The organism is Salinibacter sp., from assembly GCF_042218895.1.
GTDB lineage: Bacteria > Bacteroidota > Rhodothermia > Rhodothermales > Salinibacteraceae > Salinibacter.
The window spans coordinates 1-16465 of record NZ_JBDGQQ010000064.1; the positions used below are offsets into that span (position 1 = coordinate 1).

The 16465-nt window shown below is 63.5% G+C and carries 17 protein-coding genes; 8 read left to right on the forward strand and 9 right to left on the reverse strand.

Going from position 1 to position 16465, the window contains the following annotated elements; all coding sequences use genetic code 11:
• Positions 1-218: 218 nt before the first annotated feature.
• The 4 genes from ABEL04_RS06555 to ABEL04_RS06570 all read right to left on the reverse strand — a co-directional run bounded on the left by ABEL04_RS06555 (position 219) and on the right by ABEL04_RS06570 (position 2657).
• The gene (locus tag ABEL04_RS06555; protein WP_375801585.1) at positions 219-764 is read right to left on the reverse strand and encodes a hypothetical protein; all 546 of its coding nucleotides are present in this window, start codon (positions 762-764) and stop codon (positions 219-221) included.
• Between the two features lie 301 nt (positions 765-1065).
• Entirely contained in the window at positions 1066-1626 is a 561-nt protein-coding gene (locus tag ABEL04_RS06560) for a hypothetical protein (protein ID WP_375801586.1), read from the reverse strand.
• A 9-nt stretch (positions 1627-1635) separates the two neighbouring features.
• A complete protein-coding gene (locus ABEL04_RS06565) occupies positions 1636-2121 on the reverse strand; it encodes a hypothetical protein (protein WP_375801587.1) in 486 nt (161 codons plus the stop codon).
• A gap of 62 nt (positions 2122-2183) precedes the next feature.
• Positions 2184-2657 (reverse strand): hypothetical protein, encoded by a 474-nt coding sequence (locus ABEL04_RS06570; protein WP_375801588.1) that lies wholly within the window; start codon positions 2655-2657, stop codon positions 2184-2186.
• A 584-nt stretch (positions 2658-3241) separates the two neighbouring features.
• Here ABEL04_RS06570 and ABEL04_RS06575 point away from each other — a divergent pair.
• On the forward strand, positions 3242-3679 hold the full coding sequence (locus ABEL04_RS06575) for a hypothetical protein (protein WP_375801589.1): 438 nt from the start codon (positions 3242-3244) through the stop codon (positions 3677-3679).
• A 370-nt stretch (positions 3680-4049) separates the two neighbouring features.
• Entirely contained in the window at positions 4050-4544 is a 495-nt protein-coding gene (locus tag ABEL04_RS06580; RefSeq protein WP_375801590.1) for a phasin family protein, read from the forward strand.
• A 3-nt stretch (positions 4545-4547) separates the two neighbouring features.
• Here the strand turns inward: ABEL04_RS06580 and ABEL04_RS06585 are convergent, their stop codons facing one another.
• The 5 genes from ABEL04_RS06585 to ABEL04_RS06605 form a co-directional block, all read right to left on the reverse strand.
• The gene (locus ABEL04_RS06585; RefSeq protein ID WP_375801591.1) at positions 4548-5975 is read right to left on the reverse strand and encodes a wax ester/triacylglycerol synthase family O-acyltransferase; all 1428 of its coding nucleotides are present in this window, start codon (positions 5973-5975) and stop codon (positions 4548-4550) included.
• A gap of 83 nt (positions 5976-6058) precedes the next feature.
• Complete coding sequence (locus tag ABEL04_RS06590; RefSeq protein WP_375801592.1) at positions 6059-7291, reverse strand: DUF445 domain-containing protein; 1233 nt, start codon at positions 7289-7291, stop codon at positions 6059-6061.
• Positions 7292-7325: 34 nt separating this feature from the next.
• Positions 7326-8258, reverse strand: coding sequence for an MlaD family protein (locus ABEL04_RS06595; protein ID WP_375801593.1), 933 nt, complete (start codon positions 8256-8258; stop codon positions 7326-7328).
• Between the two features lie 48 nt (positions 8259-8306).
• Positions 8307-9077 carry an ABC transporter ATP-binding protein gene (locus ABEL04_RS06600; protein WP_375801594.1) on the reverse strand — a complete coding sequence of 257 codons (771 nt, stop codon included), beginning with the start codon at positions 9075-9077 and terminating at the stop codon, positions 8307-8309.
• Between the two features lie 178 nt (positions 9078-9255).
• A complete protein-coding gene (locus ABEL04_RS06605; RefSeq protein ID WP_375801595.1) occupies positions 9256-9996 on the reverse strand; it encodes an MlaE family ABC transporter permease in 741 nt (246 codons plus the stop codon).
• Between the two features lie 252 nt (positions 9997-10248).
• Between ABEL04_RS06605 and radA the strand changes: the two genes are divergently transcribed.
• The 6 genes from radA (at position 10249) to ABEL04_RS06635 (ending at position 16243) form a co-directional block, all read left to right on the forward strand.
• Positions 10249-11628: a DNA repair protein RadA gene (gene radA / locus ABEL04_RS06610; protein ID WP_375801596.1), complete on the forward strand. Its 1380-nt coding sequence runs from the start codon at positions 10249-10251 to the stop codon at positions 11626-11628.
• A gap of 150 nt (positions 11629-11778) precedes the next feature.
• Positions 11779-12279: a ferritin-like domain-containing protein gene (locus ABEL04_RS06615; RefSeq protein WP_375801597.1), complete on the forward strand. Its 501-nt coding sequence runs from the start codon at positions 11779-11781 to the stop codon at positions 12277-12279.
• Between the two features lie 185 nt (positions 12280-12464).
• Entirely contained in the window at positions 12465-13070 is a 606-nt protein-coding gene (locus ABEL04_RS06620) for a sigma-70 family RNA polymerase sigma factor (RefSeq protein WP_375801598.1), read from the forward strand.
• A gap of 51 nt (positions 13071-13121) precedes the next feature.
• The gene (locus ABEL04_RS06625) at positions 13122-13691 is read left to right on the forward strand and encodes a hypothetical protein (RefSeq protein WP_375801599.1); all 570 of its coding nucleotides are present in this window, start codon (positions 13122-13124) and stop codon (positions 13689-13691) included.
• A gap of 59 nt (positions 13692-13750) precedes the next feature.
• A complete protein-coding gene (locus ABEL04_RS06630) occupies positions 13751-14488 on the forward strand; it encodes a hypothetical protein (RefSeq protein WP_375801600.1) in 738 nt (245 codons plus the stop codon).
• Between the two features lie 498 nt (positions 14489-14986).
• Positions 14987-16243: an N-acetylmuramoyl-L-alanine amidase gene (locus ABEL04_RS06635; RefSeq protein ID WP_375801601.1), complete on the forward strand. Its 1257-nt coding sequence runs from the start codon at positions 14987-14989 to the stop codon at positions 16241-16243.
• Positions 16244-16465 lie beyond the last annotated feature (222 nt).

Consider the following 16465-nt stretch of genomic DNA (forward strand, 5'->3'; position numbering starts at 1 on the left):
ACGTGACCCCCGACTCGTACTGCGTATGCCGCGCGTTGCCTGTGGTCCAGGACGGCTAATTCAGGACGACGGGAATTGTGACAGCATGCTCAAGTTGACCTACCGCAACGCCCGGATCGGGAAGCCCCCAATCCGGGCGCATGCGCTCGGTAGCGTCGTAGGCCGTCTCAAACCGGATGGATCACCGGTGGACGAGAATGCGCCTGAAGATACGTCTCTCAGTTACCGCCGCTGGCCGTCAGTGTGTACTCGACCTCGATCTCCGTGGTCTTGCTCGGGTCGTAGCTTTCACTAGCGTTGGCCTCGTAGGTCAGGTCGGTGGTAGTCCCGTGCACACCCTTGAAGCCAGTGATAAAGTCACCGGTGTTGAAGGCGTTTCCGCTCTTTGAGAGGAGCTCAAACGAGCCGGAATATGCGTCGGACCCACTTCCAGGGGTGCTTTCAGCCTTCACTCGCAGCCCAAGGTTGCCGAGCTGACTGTTACCATTCCCGACTGCACTGACACCAGAAACCGTAATTTTTCGGGCGGACTGGGCATTGGAGGTCACCGTAAAGCTGCCTGCCCCATCGCCTTCGACCCACGTGTTCAGCTCCCCGGAGTTGATCGTAATCGTGGGGGCTCCGTCCACCGAAAGCTCGTCAATGTTGTCGACGTTGATGGTGACGCTGTGATCGTCCGTGGCGTCGCTGGGCTGCGCGCTCGCCGGCTGTAGCACGGCAACGGCGAAGAGACTGGCGAAAAGGAAAAGCGAAAGTTGCTTCATCGTGTGTTGCATAGATCCGTGTGTCGGCGTCTTGAAAAGGGCTGTGGTGAGTCATTTCGTCCTGACTCGCCCGTTTGCTACCCACAAGGCCCGGGGATCCGTTCGGGGGATTTCGACGGAGCTAACCCCCTTTTCGACGAAGCTGCCCCCTTTCGACGAATCCCCGAATCGCGTCGACGAATCTCGACATCGCGCCGGCGAACACACACGGTTCCCGTGAAAGTCGGATAACGGCGGAGGGCGTCACCGTCCTGCCCTCTGGAGGCGCCGAGCTCTCCCGGAGAGCGGCGCCCAGCGGGACCTACTGGGCTTGAAGAGTATAGCGAACGACGTGCTCATCTCGCCCCGGCCCGTCCTTCACGCGGGCCGTCATGTGGTACCGGAGCGTGGATCGCTCCTCACAGGCCCCGCCCTGCGACTCTGAGGCCTGGCATGGATCGATGTCGCGGAGCAGGTCGGTGGGCGGCATGCCTCCACGAAGCCGCACACGGCCTCGGGGCGTCCCCTCTGTTGGATTGAGCGCCTCCACCCGAAGCTTAAATTGCTCGTCGCGCACCGACGTGGACACGACCACCTTGAGCTGGCGCGCTGGGGCGCGGGCTCGCTCGTAGACGAGCGTGGTGGAAGCGTCCGTATCCGTCGCCGTGGAACGCCCCGGCACGAACCGGTCGATCCGAAGCTGCGGCGGTCCTCCTTCGAAGAACAGCGCCTGGCCCCATGCTGGCGTTTCCAGGACGCCGCTTCCGAGCACCAGAAGCACAATTCCGAGGCGTCCCCAGTAGATCGGACGGCGGGACAGCATGGACAGGAGCACGGTGACAATGGGGCAGTTGGGGCAGAAGATTGCGGAGGGAGTACGCATTAGAGGCGGCTATTTGACAAGTCTGAACTCCAGCCGTACCTGCTGGTCGTCGGGCTGAGCGTCGACGGTCACCTCCGTGGTGTACGTGACGGTCAGTCCGGATTCTGACACCTGCCCGATGCCCGTCGCCAGCGTTTGGGAACGGGCGCGCCCATCGGGCCCCAGCACCTGTACGGCTCCCTCCCCGGCAGCCTCCGCCCCATCGGGGGGCTCCACGTCCACCCACACCGACACGCCAGACGGACGGCGCCCCTTTACAGACGCCACCAGTCGCTGTGGGGCCGGGATGTTGGTAACGATTGCGTACGTAGACTCCACGGAGTTGGAAGCGCCAGGCGCGGCCGAAAACGTTGGGGGCGGGGCCACCTCGATGGCCGCGTATTCCTCCACCTCGGCCGTCACCGTGTGCTGCCGCTCTTCTGTGTTCTGGGCAGCGGCCTCCGCCGTCATGCTCAGCGTGGCCATTCCGAGCAGCAGGCACGCAAGAGAGCGCATGGAACGCAGAAGGGATATGGAGCAGGGCCGACAGGGACCTTCGACAAGGGCCCCGACGAGACTCAGTTGGCGGCGCTGATGGTGTAGTTCACCGTGAGGACGTACGTGTCAGGCGCCGTTTCTGCCGATGCGCGGGCCCGATAGGAAATGGGCACTCCAGAATCGTTCACTTTCTGGACGTTCTGGACCACCACTTGCTCGTCGGTGTCGAGCGCGGTCCACCCAGCGGACGTGGCGCCTCGCCCGTTCGAGGCAGGGGCTTCCACGTACGCCTCGAACGCAAGCCCGGGCGGGGGCGCCTGGTCGAGAGAGATCGTGATGTCTTTCGGGGTGCCCTTGTTCGTTACCAGCGAGTAGGACGCCGCTCCGTCTGCCGATTCCGTCCAGGAGTCCAGCCCCGATATGGTGACTTGCGGGGCTCCCTCTACCTCGAAATCGGTCGTCTCCGCGACCGTGAACGCCAAGGTGCTCTGCCCTCGAACCGACTGTGCGCGGGCTGGGGCACAGAGCGCCGCGCCCACAAGGCAAACTGCCACGAGCACCGCGAGCGTCCCGGCTCGTCCCCACCAGTTTGCCGACGTAGAGCAGACCCGGCAGTGGTATGAAGGTGAAACGACTGCGCGCACGACGGGGACAAAGTACGACAAGAAAATCGAACAGAAGTCTACGGAGTGGTCCTCGGCTCGTTTCCCTGGCTCTCCCTGTCCGCGTCGGCGGCCTCACGTGGGTGCGCCCCGACTAGCGGCATTGGATCGTGGCGCAGGCATGGGGCAGGGAGGGCCCGAAGAAGCCGTGCCGGAAAACAACGACGGCTGGGCCCAGCGTCATCGGAGGCGGGGCACACCTGCAACCGAAAAAAGAAAGCGCCTTCCTGCGACTCTGGCGAAAAATTGGGGCCCCAATGTGTGCTTGAGGCATTCTCGACCCGTGTCTCCCGTCCCGCCTGCGTCGGGCAGTTGTGGCAGAACGTCCGTCGTCGAAGCGGTCAAGGGGCAGCCCACGCCGGCCGACCCCCCTTCGAACCGGACCGGCGCTTCTCATTCGCAGGAGAGGGTTGCAGAGGAGCGGGCAGATGTGTTACCATCCGGTACATCCCCTTCCGAATTAATGCACTGTGCCGATGTCTGACCCGCCCCGCTACTGGACCCCCGCATTTGTCGAGCGCTTCGTCGAGGCCCTCAACAGCGACGGAGAGTTTCAGGACACCGCTGGGTCATTTTCGAAGACGGTTGAGTTACGGTGCCTCGACACGCCCGACGACGAGGATGTCTCCGCCACGTACGCCTTCGAGGACGGAGCAGTCGTCGACGTCGACCTCTGGATTGACGACGCCCCCTCGGACGAGATGCGCGACGAGCCGGTCGACGACGCGATCATGGCTCGCGCCACGGCCCCCTACGACGTGTGGGTGCAGATGGACAAGGGGGAGATGGGGGCCACCGAGGCCATCGCCTCCCCCGACTACCAGATCGACGGCTCGATGATGCAGGTCATGTCCAACATGGGCGTCTTCCGCGGGATGATGTCCGTCGCGGCCAGCGTGGAGAAGACGTATTGATGCGTGGCTCGTGAAACGTGAATACGTGAGTCCCACTGCGGGGCGTACGGGGGAAGGATCATGGGGGGAGCCGACCGTACTCATCATGGGTGAGCCCAACGGCGTGGGCGAAACCATCCTCGCGGAACCCTGCGCCGAGCGGGAGGGCCTGCCCTATCTGGTCGTCGATCGGTCGAGTTCCGCGTGCGCCGCGCATGGAAACAGGGGGGAGAAGCGGCCATACCGTTCCCGAAGAAGACATCCGTCGGCGCCACGCACGGAGCAAGACGAGCCCCAGGACGTTGCATCAGTCTACACCCGACCGATGGGGCCCGTTTCGCAACGCTGAGGCACCGCACCTGACCGTGTCACACTCACTCCCGATACACCCATGAGCAACGACGAGCCCACAATCACCGTCACCCGCGGGCCCCGAAGCGAGCAGTCGAAGCGCAAGCGATCGTCGTCCACGGCCCGTTCCCAATCGTCAGGCCTCAGTCTGCCAGGGCCCGGTGCCGTGATTTCGGGCGCAGTTCGCGGCGTGCGCAACGCGTGGTGGGCCGGGCTCGGGGTGCTGGCCATGGCTGAGAAGGCCGGGTCGCAGGTGTTCGAGGCGCTTGTGGAAGAGGGAAAGTCGTGGGAGCAGGCCCGACGGGAACGCACCAGGACGCGAAGTCAGCAGGTGCAGCGGCTCGCGGAGGAGACCGAGGCGGTGGACATGATGGAGGAGCGTGTGCGCGAGGAGATCGGCGCCCTCCTCCAGCAGGCAGGCCTCCCTCGCCGCGACCACCTCGAGGCGCTGCGCGACCGGGTGGACGCCCTCAGTCAAAAGATTGAGCACCTCGCCCAGTCGGTCGAGGACGCACGCGGGGAGCCCGGCACGTAGCGGCTACTCCGACCGCCCATCGCCGTCCCCCACCGTCCCCGAAGCGTCTACCGCTTCGGCGTCCGACAGAAGGGTCGCTGCGAGCCGGTCGAACTCGCGTGTGAAGCCGTCGACGATCACGTCCGGATCTGGGACGAGCCCGGCGTCACAGGCGATGCCGAGCCGCACCGTCCCGTCGTAGCTGAAGATGCTCACGCCGAGACCGACGTGCCCCGCACGCGGCACCCACGGCATCACGTGCTGCACGCGACGCTCCTTCAGATGCAGGGGCTCCTGCGGCCCCGGCACGTTCGTCATCACCGCGCTGGCCTTCCGGCTGAAGCGACGAACGGCCCACTCTTCCAGGCCCAGCGGCACGTATCCGAGGCCCTCGATCACCCCGAGCGCGGCAATGGCCTCCGACGATCTTTTGATCTCGTCCATCTTCCGTTTCACCGACAGTACGCGCTTGAGGCGGTCGTCGAGACCCACGGGCAAGTCGAGATACACGAGGCCGAAGCGGTTTCCGAGCTCAAATGCCTGCTCAGGGGGGCGAAGATTTACCGGAATGAAGGAACGCACCACCACCCCGTCGGTCGGCTCGTTGCGGGACTCGAAGTAGTACCGCAGGGCACCCGCTACGGCCCCGAGCAGCACGTCGTTCACCTTGGCGTCAATGACGTTCCCGATGCGCTTGACCCGGGCGAGGGCAAGCGGGCCGGACCACGTCGCGCGCTGCGCCACCCCGAGGTCGCCCTTGAGCGACGTGTCGGTATCAGCCCCAAGGCTAAGGAACTTCGACAGGGCGGCCCCCACGCTGAGGCCCTGCTTGGCGCGCCGCAGGGCATGAGAGGGGGTGATGAGAGATCGGGCCCCTTCGGTGAGAAGGCGACGGCCCGCCGCAACAGTCCCCTGGACGGCCTTGAGGGTCCCCCGTACGACGCTCGGGAGGAGCGAATCGCGCTCCTCGGTTGACGGGAAGCGGGCCGGATCGAAGTACTCGTCGGTGAGCGACAGTAACACCTGCACCAGGGCCATGCCGTCGCCGATGCAGTGGTGGAGACGGGCGATGATGGCGCTGCCGCCGAAGTAGTCCTCGATGAGCTCCATGTGCCAGAGCGGCTTCGTCCGGTCGAGCGGTTCGCTCATCAACTCGCTCACGCGGTCCTTGAGTTCGGCCTGGGCGGCGTCACCGGGCAGGGCTGCGCGGTGAACGTGTTGGTCGAGGTCGAAGTGCGGGTCGAGCTCCCAATGCGGCGATCCCTCCGGGTCGCGAACCCGCTGCCGGAACCGCGTGAAGCCGAGGAGGCGCTCCTCGAGAAGGGCCTTGAACGTCTCCACGCTGATCGGGTCCTCAAGCACGAGGACGGCCGTGATCGTCATCAGGTTCGTCGGGTCGTCCATGCGCAGCCAGGCCGCGTCGACGCCCGATAACGGTTCGTGAGTCTTCATCGCGGGGAAGCGGCTGTAGAGAGGGGCGGGATGAAAAAGTGGTGCCTGGGGGCGTCAGAGTCAAAACGAGGCCGCCGCCGGGCCTACGGGCTGTCGTTGTCTTCCGCGGGCGACCGCGCAGCGCTCGTTCGGGTGCGAAAGAGGGCCTCGTCCAGGCCGTAGATGGCGAGCCCCAGGGTCGTAAATACGATGAGTGACGCACCCGGCGCCCAGATGATGAATCCGCCGACCACACCGAGCACGGCCCCGAGATACTTGATGTAGTTGAGTTGCTCGTTGGTCGTGCGCCGGAGGAGCATTTCGAGCTGACGCTCATCGTAGGCCCGCACGTTCTCGTAGATCATGCGCTCCACGTCGAGGGTGTCCACGAGGCGAAGGATGAGCTGCATCAGGAAGTCCTCAAGCTCATCGCTTCGACGTTCGATCTGGGCTGGCAGGCGGTCGAGCACCGGATCCACCTCGTCGAGCACCGGATCGATCGACTCGGGAAGGCGCCGAACGGTGTCGCGCAGTTGGTCGCGGAAGGCATCCTCCCCAAAAAACCGGTAGGCCCGGAGGGCCAGTCCCGAAAGGCCATCCCCGGCGTGCTCCTCGACGTGCTGGGCCACGAGGGCCACAATCCGGTCCTGAATCGAGGGCGTCGAAAGGATCTCCCGAAGAACGCGGCGCAGCAGGGCCTTCACCTCCGCCCGCACCGCGTCGTCGGTCGCCACGTCGCTGGCCGCCGCCACGAGCAGGTTGCGGTACTGGGCCACGAGGCCGCTCTCCCGGATTTTTTCCTTGATGATGGTCTTGTTGATGAGCTCGTCGCTCACTGCCTGCGCGAGGCGGTAGGCCACTCGCTCCCGCTGGGCCGGCACGAGCCCCTGGCCCACCAGGGGCCGCGGCTCGCGGGGGCGAAAAAGCATGGTGATGGCGAGCCAGTTCGTTCCGAAGCCGATGAGGCCACTGACTGCCGTGAAGCGCAGCAGATCTTCGAGCACGACGGAGTATCCGACGACCCTCACCACGACGCCGGGGAAGTCCCACGCGAATGACAGCGCGAAGAGAGCCCCCAGGCCCCACGGGAGCGCCCGGAGTACGGGCAGCCAGCGGACGTAGCTGCCCGTACGGCGGGGAGGGGGCTCTGCACCGGTCGGGTCTCGACGGCCGTCGGGAGACGGAAGATGACGGCCCGCTGCCCGAAGGAGGCGCCGCCGCAGGCGCGTCCACGACGCGGAATCGGGGACGCCATCCGACGAGGACGGCTCTAAGGAGGCGTCGGGGGGGCGCTCATCGCTCGGGCCGTCATCCGGTTCGGGAGGAGGGTCAGCCATGGGGGACGTAACTCACCGCTGGGCCGGAGGGGGGCTAAAACACCTTTACGAGCGTCATGTCGTCCAGATAGCGACCAGGGTTGCGCCGAAAGTCCCGGAGAATGCGGTTGGCGCGGATCGCAGCCGAATCCAGCTTCGTGTGGAGGCTCGGGTCGTTGAGGAGGCGTCCCGCTGTGCCCTCCCCTTCATTCAGCTTGGTCGTAATCGTATCGAGCGTCGCCGTCGTCCGCCTGAAGGACGCGAGGCTCCGGTTGAGACGGCTGAGGGATCGATTTAGGCGCCGGATGGTCACCTCCAGCGAGTCGCTGTTTTCGGCCGTGAACGCCTCCAGGTCGGACGAAAGGGATCGCAAATTATTCAGAAGGACGCGGAGGTCGTCCTTTCCGGTATCGGTCACCGACTCCAGGTCGCTCGTGATCTTCCGCATAGACGCCAGGGTCCGTCGCAGGCTGCTCTTCGGCTCCCGAAGCTGGGTGGCCAGGGCCGACATGGCCGCATCGGTGCTGGTAAGCACGCTGTCTGTCTTCGAGGCCAGAACTGGGGCCTGGTCGGTGAGGCGCTCTAGAACTGAACCCTCGGGCGGTTCGGTGAGAACGGCCCCCGAGGAGAGGGGAGGATTGTCCCTCGGGCCTGGCTCGATGCTGATGTGGATTCCTCCGAGGCCGCTGAAGCCCGATACGCTCGCGCTGGACCCTTTCGGGATCTGGATGTCTCCCTGAATCTGAAGGCGAGCCCGGACGATTTGGGCATTCTTTCTGAGCTGGACGGACTTGACCGATCCGATCTGAACCCCCTTCATGCGTACCGGGTTGCCGGATGTGAGTCCGCTGGCGTCCTCAAACTGGGCGTAGATGGTGTAGGTGCTTCCGAACAGAGGGACGCTCCGAAAGAAGCGAACGCCAAGAACGGCGGCGATGGCCACGAGGACGATGGTGATTCCCACCTTAATTTCGTTGCTGTATTCCATGCGGAACGGGGAGACGGTCAAACGACAGGAACGATGGGACGGCAAATGCTAGGCAGAGGACCCGGACAGGGAGGGAGCCGTCGATCCCACCTGATACTCGTCGGCTTCCACGAAGGAATTGAGGTGCGGGTTCGAGCAGTCGTGAAGGTCAGAGACCGGGCCTATCCACTCGAGGCTTTGGTTGTGAAGGAAAGCCACCCGATCGGCAATTGAGAGCACAGAGTGCATGTCGTGAGTCACGACCACGCTCGTTACGTTGAGCTTGCTGGACAGGTGGATGATGAGGTCATTGATCGTGTTCGACGTTTCTGGGTCGAGGCCCGTCGTCGGCTCATCGTAGAGAATGTACTCCGGCTCCAGGGCAATGGCCCGGGCAAGAGCGGCCCGCTTCCGCATGCCGCCGGACAGCTCCGATGGTTTCTTCGGGCCAACGTCCGAGAGGCGCACCAGATCGAGGCACTCCTGCACGCGGTCGCGAACTTCTGCTCTCCCCATCATCGAGAAGTGGCGAAGCGGGAAGGCAATGTTCTCGGAGGTCGTCATCGAGTCGAAGAGCGCTCCTCCCTGAAATAGAACTCCGAATCGGCGCCGCATGCTCTGGAGTTCGTCGTAAGGGATCGCCCCGACGTCCGTGCCGTCCACCAGAACGTGCCCCTCGTCTGGCCTAAGCAGCCCGACGAAATGCTTCATCAGCACGCTTTTCCCAACCCCGGAGTGCCCGATGATCGCGAGCGTCTCGCCATCGTGGACATCGAGCGAAACGTCACTGAACACCTCAAGGGCCCCAAAACGCTTCGACAAGTGTCTGACCTCGATCATGTCTGGATCGGAGTGCTGGGAGAATGAGGCCGTACCGGACTGGGCCGGCTGTGGACTTCAGGATACAGAGAAACGGCTGAGAACGTGTCTTACGTTCCGGGCCGCCTCGTCTCCCGGCCAATAAGAGGTACGAGGAGCCTTAGGCGGGCACGAAGGCGCAGTGGCTGGTTCCACACGCCTACAGCAGTAGTATGGCGATGAAAAGATCAGCGACAAGAATGAAGACACAACTCAGGACGGCCGCCTGCGTCGTGCTGTCTCCCACGCCTACAGCCCCACCGTCCGTGTAGTAGCCTTTGTAGCAGGCGATGGAGGTAACGATGAACCCGAACGCGAACGACTTGATGAGCCCGACCACAGGATCGAGCAGTTGGAAGAACTGACGGGCGCCCTCGAGGAACTCGCCGGCGCTGAGAAGGCCTCCGAAGTGCCCGACTGCCACCCCAGTTCCAATGCCGACGATGCAGGAGATGATGTAGAGAACCGGGAACATGATGATTCCGGCCAGCACGCGGGGAAGGATCAGGAACCCGACGGAGTCGAGGCCCATGACCTCCAGCGCGTCAATCTGCTCCGAGACCCGCATTGTCCCGATCTCGGCCGCGATGCGTGCCCCCACGCGGCCTGCCAGGATAAACCCGGCGATGACGGCGCCCAGCTCGAGCATGATGGACGGAGCCACAATCGAGCCGATGATCGACTTCGGAATGAAGGGCGTTTCCAGCTGGTAGGCCGTCTGAACGGTTAGCACGGCCCCCGAGAAGGCTGCGGCGAGCGCGACGATCGGAATCGAGTCGATTCCGATACGTACCATCTGAATCGACAGGTTCTCCCAGTACGTACGAACCTTGTTGATCGAGGCAAATGCCCGACCGATGAGGAGTGCATATCGACCGAGGGCACGAAAGGGGCGGAGCAAGGGATCGAACGACGCGAATGAAGGCTCTAGCGGAAGCGCAGCACGCGGGCGGAAGACGAATCCCCGGGTCGCATATGCAAGCCCAGCCCGACGACAAGGTTCCGTTCTGGACGGAGAGGATGAACGAAAATCCTCGCTTCAGGCGCGAAAGATGAGTACTCTGCACTGTCGGAGCGTTTCGGTCCGTGCTCCGTTAACAGCGTCCCCTAATGCTTCAAGATTTGTTGATCGGTCCACCGATTCGCCTCTGCCATGGCCAGCTCCCAGCCACGATACGTCTGCCAGGAATGTGGGCACGAGGCACACAAATGGATGGGCAAGTGCCCGGGCTGTGGGGCCTGGAATGCGCTCGTTCAAGAGACGGAGAGTGCCGAGGTAGAGGCACAAGTTCCCGACCTGAATGCGGACGGGCGCGACGGCGAACCGGCGGGCCACAATCAGCCCGAGCAGCTCCCAGAGGTAGAGCTTGGGGAGGAGGCCCGCCTCCAAACCGGGGTCGAGGAGTTCGACCGCGTCATGGGCGGGGGCATCATGCAGGGCTCCTTCAGCCTCATTGCGGGGGATCCTGGGATTGGGAAAAGCACCCTCATGACCGAGCTCGGGGGCTATCTGCCGGATCGCACGATCCTGTATGTCACGGGGGAGGAGTCGAAGCGGCAGGTGAAGCTTCGGGCCCACCGGCTCGGGATCGATTCAGACGCGCTGTATCTGCTGGCGGAAACGAACGTCGAGGAGATTGCCAATGCCGTCCACGACATCGGTCCCGACCTGCTCGTTGCCGACTCCATCCAAACGATCTACCGCCCCGACCTGTCCAGCGCGCCGGGCTCGGTGAGTCAGGTGCGGGAAAGCACCGCCTCGCTCCGCAAGCTCACCAAGGACCAGGAGTTCTCGACGTTCCTGGTGGGGCACGTTACCAAAAAGGGGACCATCGCAGGCCCGCGGGTCCTGGAGCACATGGTGGACACCGTGTTGTACTTTGAGGGCGATCAGAACCACGCTTACCGCATCCTCCGCAGCGTCAAGAACCGGTTCGGAGCGGCCAACGAGATCGGGGTCTTTGAAATGCGAGAGGACGGTCTCCGAGCGGTGCCCAACCCGAGCGAAATTTTTCTATCCGAGCGAGGCTACGGGGTGAGCGGCTCTACGGTAGTGTGCTCGTTGGAGGGGACGCGGCCCATTCTGGTGGAGATTCAGGCCCTCGTGACGCCCACCTCGTACAGCACCCCGCAGCGCACCGTCACCGGCTTCGCGTCGCAGCGGCTGCAGATGATCCTGGCGGTCCTGGAGAAACGGGCTGGACTCGCTTTCAGCGACCACGACGTGTTCATCAACGTAGCCGGGGGGGTGCGGCTCGAAGAACCGGCCGTCGACTTAGGGGTCGCTATCGCCGCGGCCTCCTCGTTTCGCGACATTCCCGCCGACACCGGATCGGTGCTCATTGGCGAGGTGGGACTCGGCGGCGAGATCCGGACGGTAAGCCGCATCGAGCCGCGCATCAAGGAGGCGGCCAAACTGGGGTTCGACCGGGCCGTGGTGCCGGAGAACAATCTCGACCGCATCGCCGGCAAGCACGACATCGACGTGGCCGGGGCCGAGCAACTGACGGGCGTGGTGGACCTCGTGCTATAGTGGGGATTGTCTGTCAGTCCGACGCCTGTCCGCCAAATTTTCATCGGATCGGGGCCTCTCAAGTCCTCTGGTACGGTCTCTGTGTACGCAGTAAACCCGAACTCAACAATGAGGACAACACGACGAGGACGGTAAACAGAGGTGATCGTCATGGTGGTTAGTAAACTCGAGGACCTTTTCGTCGAGCAGCTTCGAGATCTGTACAACGCGGAGTCGCAGGTCCAGCTTGCTCTGGAACGCTGGGCGGAGGCGGCCGACTCGACAGAGTTGAAACAGCTCTTCACCGACCGCATCGAACAGGCGAGCCGCCACATCACCCGCGTCCAGGAGATCTGCAATGCTCTGGGGGTGACCCCAGCCGGCGAAAAATGCTACGGCATGCAGGGACTCGTCGAGGAAGGAGACAGCTACATTGAGGAGTCGGAATCTGGACCGGTACGCGATGCAGGGTTGATCGCAAACGCTCAGCGCATCGAGCACTACGGCATTGCCGGGTACGGATGCGCCCGCACGCACGCTGAGCGGCTCGGTCACGAAGAGGCCGCCGAGGCCCTGCAAAAGAATGTCGACGAGAGCGCGGAGATGGACGCACGCATGACCGAGTTGGCCGAGACGCTTCTGAACCCGGAGGCACAGGAGGTATCGGCATAGCGTCTTCGGACCGCGCTCCGGAAGGCCTCAGGTCCGGCTCACGCCGGAGCACCGCCGTACCGGGAACGGTCCTTGCGATTGGAGATGGGATGAGTGAACGGGGCACACAATAATCGCGCTGGGACGCCCGTTGGAACCTGTACCATGCCCCAACGTCCCGGCCTTGTCAATGATTGGGATCTCGCATGCAACCTACCGACGAGGAACTGGTGACGACGTATCTGGAGGAGGACGACGATCAGGCCTTCCGCCAGCTCGTCGAGCGTCACCAGGACCGTATCTTCGGATACCTGATGGGAATGGTGAAAGACCGGGCGGTGGCCAACGATCTCTTCCAGGAGACCTTCGAGCGCGTGATCAAGGCCATGCAGGGCCGTCGCGGATCGTACAACCACCAGGGACAATGGTTGAGCTGGGTCATGCGCATTGCGCGCAACGCCGCGATCGATCACACCCGGAAGCAGAAGAAGTGGAAGGACGTGTCGACGGAAGAGGAGGATGACCGCTCGTTCTGGGACACGTTGGAGGACGATTCTCCGTACGCCGACGAGCAGCTCCATCGCGCCGAACAGCGCGAGTGGCTCGACGAGCACATTGAGAAACTCGCCCCCGAACAGCGCGAGGTCCTCCTGTTGCGTCAGGAAACGGACCTCACCTTTCGGGAAATCGCTGAGCTCCAGGAGGTGTCCATCAACACGGCCCTCGGTCGCATGCGCTATGCCCTCAAGAACCTCCGCAAGATGATGGAGGGCTCCGACGAGACCGCCCTCGTCGGCACGCTGGATTCGTGACGACGGAGGTCGGGGCGTGGGCCTTTTCCGCAACAGACCTTCCATTCACCCATGGACGATCGGCTACGCATCATTCGGCATCTGTACGGAGAAGACGTGGACGACCCGACGTTTGCGCGTCGGCTGTCTGAGGACGAGGCCCTGCGCCGCGAGTACGAGCGCCTCAAGGCAACGAAGATGCGCCTGGATCGCCGACGCTCGCGCCAGCCTGATCCCGCTGTCGTGGATCGTGTCGTGGACGCCGCTCAGGAAGCGGCGTCCCCTGCGCCCGACTCCTCACGTGCCGCCGAGGATCGACCGGCGCGTCCTCCCCGTCGCACATGGAGCCGTCGTCTGCAGACGGCCAGTGCCGCGCTGGCCCTGTTGCTCGCCGTCGGTCTCGGGTGGTGGCAGCTTCCCAGCACGTCCGACAACCCGGCCCCCGAGACGTCGACCGAGGCCACTGCCCAGCGGAGCGCGTCTCCAGCCGCCCAGGGACGGAGCCTCAACGCCGACGCCGTGCCGGCTTGGGACGACAGAGATGAACTGGTCCGCATCCACCGCCGCATTGAACGTCTCCGAAGCCGCAGTACCACGGGCGCGTGGGGAGGGATCCAGACCGTTGACCGGAGACGACCGTAGTAATGGTCCCCGCCTCCTCGCTCGGTGACCTTCGTGACCTTGCCTTCACCTCTCCAATGATGTCCCTCGTCTCCTCGCTGCCTTCGTGCCGGAAGTTCGTCTGCGGATGTATTCTCGGCACCCTCCTCTGGGGAGCCGTACTGCCGGCTGCGAGGGCACAGCAAACCCGTACACTCGACATCCAGAACGGCACAGTGTACGTCAATGGCCGTCCTCTCTCGGACGATCAGCTGCCAGACAGCCTGAATCTAAAAGGGGTGAATGCGCACTACCGCTTTCTGGGCATTCAGCATCCCGTTGTTGACATCAACGGTCGCCTCTTTGCCGTCAAGAATGGACTGACACCCGTCACGGAGGAAGAAGTCCAGGACAAGCACGCCTCTGTCATTCTGCGCGACGAGACCGCCCGGGTCTCCTCTCAGAAAGCATCGTCTCAGGGGGCCCCCTCCCGATCCACCGCGGCGCACCGGCAGTACCTTGATGCCGTGCAGAAGTCGAGCCGCACGCTCTACAAGCGTCTCATGCGCGAGCGGCAGATGGAAGAAGATGCCCGGGAGCTGGCACGCACCATCCGCCTGCTGCCGGAGGGGCCGGAGCGCCAAGCGCGGATCGACACGCTCCGTGCCCTGCTCGGGAAGATCTTCGAGCTCAAGCAGAAGAACCGACGCCGCGAAATTGAACGGCTCCAGCGGCAAATCCAGGAGCTGGAGAACAGCATTCGGAAGCGTGAGCGGATGCGACAGCTCATGATTGACCGACGTCTCCGGCAACTGACCGACTCTACACAGGGCAGGTAGGTTTCACTACTCGCTGAGTCCCGACCCCTTCGAGAGTCAGAACGACCGCGGGTTGGGGAAGGGGCAAGCCCGCTCATATGCCGTCATTTCCCCGCAAGGTTCTAGCCGTGCCGAAAAGGCCGACGACGGACGGTCCTGTCCGCAACCGAGCACCCAAAACCAGTCTTTTCCACGTCGCCCAGGTCTTTTTTCTCAGAACAAGAAGTTTGCGGAGAAGAAATCTCATGTGAGGACCTTCGGCTCCGACTAGGGGAGACGGAGGACCCGCTCGGGCGAAGATGAGATTAATCAACTCTCCCAAGAAGGAAAAAGGGCGCCAACTGGTGTCGTTCTTGTCCGAACCGTGGTCTAACCCGGGAGTCAGAAGATCGAATCGTGATCGACCCGGTCTGGGCACCTCAAGCTTTACTTTAAGCAAGCTGTACCACATCTTGCGGGACAGTAAAGCACCTGTCTCGGTGCCAGCGTGCACTCTCCCTCGTGCATGGCGTTCAACTCATGGACTACGTTTGTACTGCGGTCCCCCTCTGCGCTGAGGGGGGGCGGAACGGATTCGGAATTCGGGGACGGCATCTGTGGATGGGGGCTGCACTGCTGCTCCTGATGGCGGCGCCCGTCCAGGCAAAAGTGCTCGTGATGGACGTTTCCTTCGCCCCTCGGTCCGACGGGGAGGGATATGTCGTGCGGGCGCACACGACGCAGGAGCCCGAGGGATACTTCTTCTCCCAATCGGACAGTGGGCAGAAGCTGACATGGATTCTCTACAATGCCGCGCTTCATGAAGAGTACCAGCACAGCGCACCGAAGGGACCTGTAAAGCGCTATACCACGACGCGCCGGAATGGCCACTTAGTTCTTCAGATTTACTTGGCCGAAAACCACTCAGTCTCTCCTACGGCCTACCGCGACGGGGCGTCGACCGATCTTCTACTCAATCTCACCTACGAGGGGTCTGTGCCTGTGGCCGACGCTTCCTCCCCAAGTCCTGGGACGGGCAGTGTGGACGAGGCGGGCAGCGCGGACCCGATCTCGCGGGCGTCGCGGAAGCGCTCCCGACTGGACACGGTCGTCATCGATCCCGGACATGGAGGCAAAGACCCCGGGGCGATGGCCCACGGCCTGAAGGAGAAGAACATCGTGCTGGACGTGGCCCACAGGTTGGGGGACTACATCGAGAACCGGCTCGACCTCGAAGTGGCTTACACCCGGACGGACGACCGCTTCATTGCCCTAGAGGACCGGGGTCACTTCGCCAACCGGGTTGGCGGCGATCTCTTCATCTCGCTTCACGTCAACGCGGCCCCCTCCGCCGCCGTGCAGGGAACGGAGACGTACTTCCTGGGTCGATCGAAGACGGACGCGGCCCGCAGAGTCATGCGGCGGGAAAATAGCGTCGTCCGCCAGTACGAGAAAAATCCCGACCGGTACAAGGAGTACGACAGTGAGGCCTTCGTGCGGGGAGAGCTCTTTCTGAGTGCAAGCATGCAATTCAGTGAGGAGTTTGCGAAGCGCGTTCAGAAGCAGTTCAAACGGCGCGTGGAGCGGCGCAGTCGGGGAGTAAAGCAGGCTGGCTTCTACGTCCTGTGGAGCGCCTCCATGCCGTCCGTTCTCGTAGAGCTTGGGTTTCTGACGAACCGCGAGGAGGCCCGGTATTTGAACAGCGATCGTGGACAGACCGAGCTGGCCAAGGCCCTCTTTCGGGCCATTAAAAGCTACGAGGACGAGTACAACAAGGGCGTCGTCGCGAGGGAATAGGGCATGCGTCTCGCCTACTGGGGAGACAGTCGTCTTCTGGGTTGGGGACTCAGTCCGGTGTGGCATCGTGCTCGCGCACAGCCCCCTTCAGGAATGAGCCTGGGAACATTCCGCTGGCTGTTCGGCTGCGGGTGGGGCCTGCTCATGTCCCAAGGGGCTCGGCAGACGATGACCGACTCCCGAGACCACTCATGGCCGCTAGCGGTGATACCTGCGCTCGCC

Coding starts and splice junctions, on each gene's coding strand:
- ABEL04_RS06565 (WP_375801587.1), bottom strand. CDS start 2,121: ATGCGCTCTCTTGCGTGCCTGCTGCTCGGAATGGCCACGCTGAGCATG.
- ABEL04_RS06625 (WP_375801599.1), top strand. CDS start 13,122: ATGGACGATCGGCTACGCATCATTCGGCATCTGTACGGAGAAGACGTG.
- ABEL04_RS06635 (WP_375801601.1), top strand. CDS start 14,987: ATGGACTACGTTTGTACTGCGGTCCCCCTCTGCGCTGAGGGGGGGCGG.
- ABEL04_RS06580 (WP_375801590.1), top strand. CDS start 4,050: ATGAGCAACGACGAGCCCACAATCACCGTCACCCGCGGGCCCCGAAGC.
- ABEL04_RS06575 (WP_375801589.1), top strand. CDS start 3,242: ATGTCTGACCCGCCCCGCTACTGGACCCCCGCATTTGTCGAGCGCTTC.
- ABEL04_RS06555 (WP_375801585.1), bottom strand. CDS start 764: ATGAAGCAACTTTCGCTTTTCCTTTTCGCCAGTCTCTTCGCCGTTGCC.
- ABEL04_RS06590 (WP_375801592.1), bottom strand. CDS start 7,291: ATGGCTGACCCTCCTCCCGAACCGGATGACGGCCCGAGCGATGAGCGC.
- ABEL04_RS06595 (WP_375801593.1), bottom strand. CDS start 8,258: ATGGAATACAGCAACGAAATTAAGGTGGGAATCACCATCGTCCTCGTG.
- ABEL04_RS06560 (WP_375801586.1), bottom strand. CDS start 1,626: ATGCGTACTCCCTCCGCAATCTTCTGCCCCAACTGCCCCATTGTCACC.
- ABEL04_RS06600 (WP_375801594.1), bottom strand. CDS start 9,077: ATGATCGAGGTCAGACACTTGTCGAAGCGTTTTGGGGCCCTTGAGGTG.
- radA (WP_375801596.1), top strand. CDS start 10,249: ATGGCCAGCTCCCAGCCACGATACGTCTGCCAGGAATGTGGGCACGAG.
- ABEL04_RS06615 (WP_375801597.1), top strand. CDS start 11,779: ATGGTGGTTAGTAAACTCGAGGACCTTTTCGTCGAGCAGCTTCGAGAT.
- ABEL04_RS06630 (WP_375801600.1), top strand. CDS start 13,751: ATGTCCCTCGTCTCCTCGCTGCCTTCGTGCCGGAAGTTCGTCTGCGGA.
- ABEL04_RS06585 (WP_375801591.1), bottom strand. CDS start 5,975: ATGAAGACTCACGAACCGTTATCGGGCGTCGACGCGGCCTGGCTGCGC.
- ABEL04_RS06620 (WP_375801598.1), top strand. CDS start 12,465: ATGCAACCTACCGACGAGGAACTGGTGACGACGTATCTGGAGGAGGAC.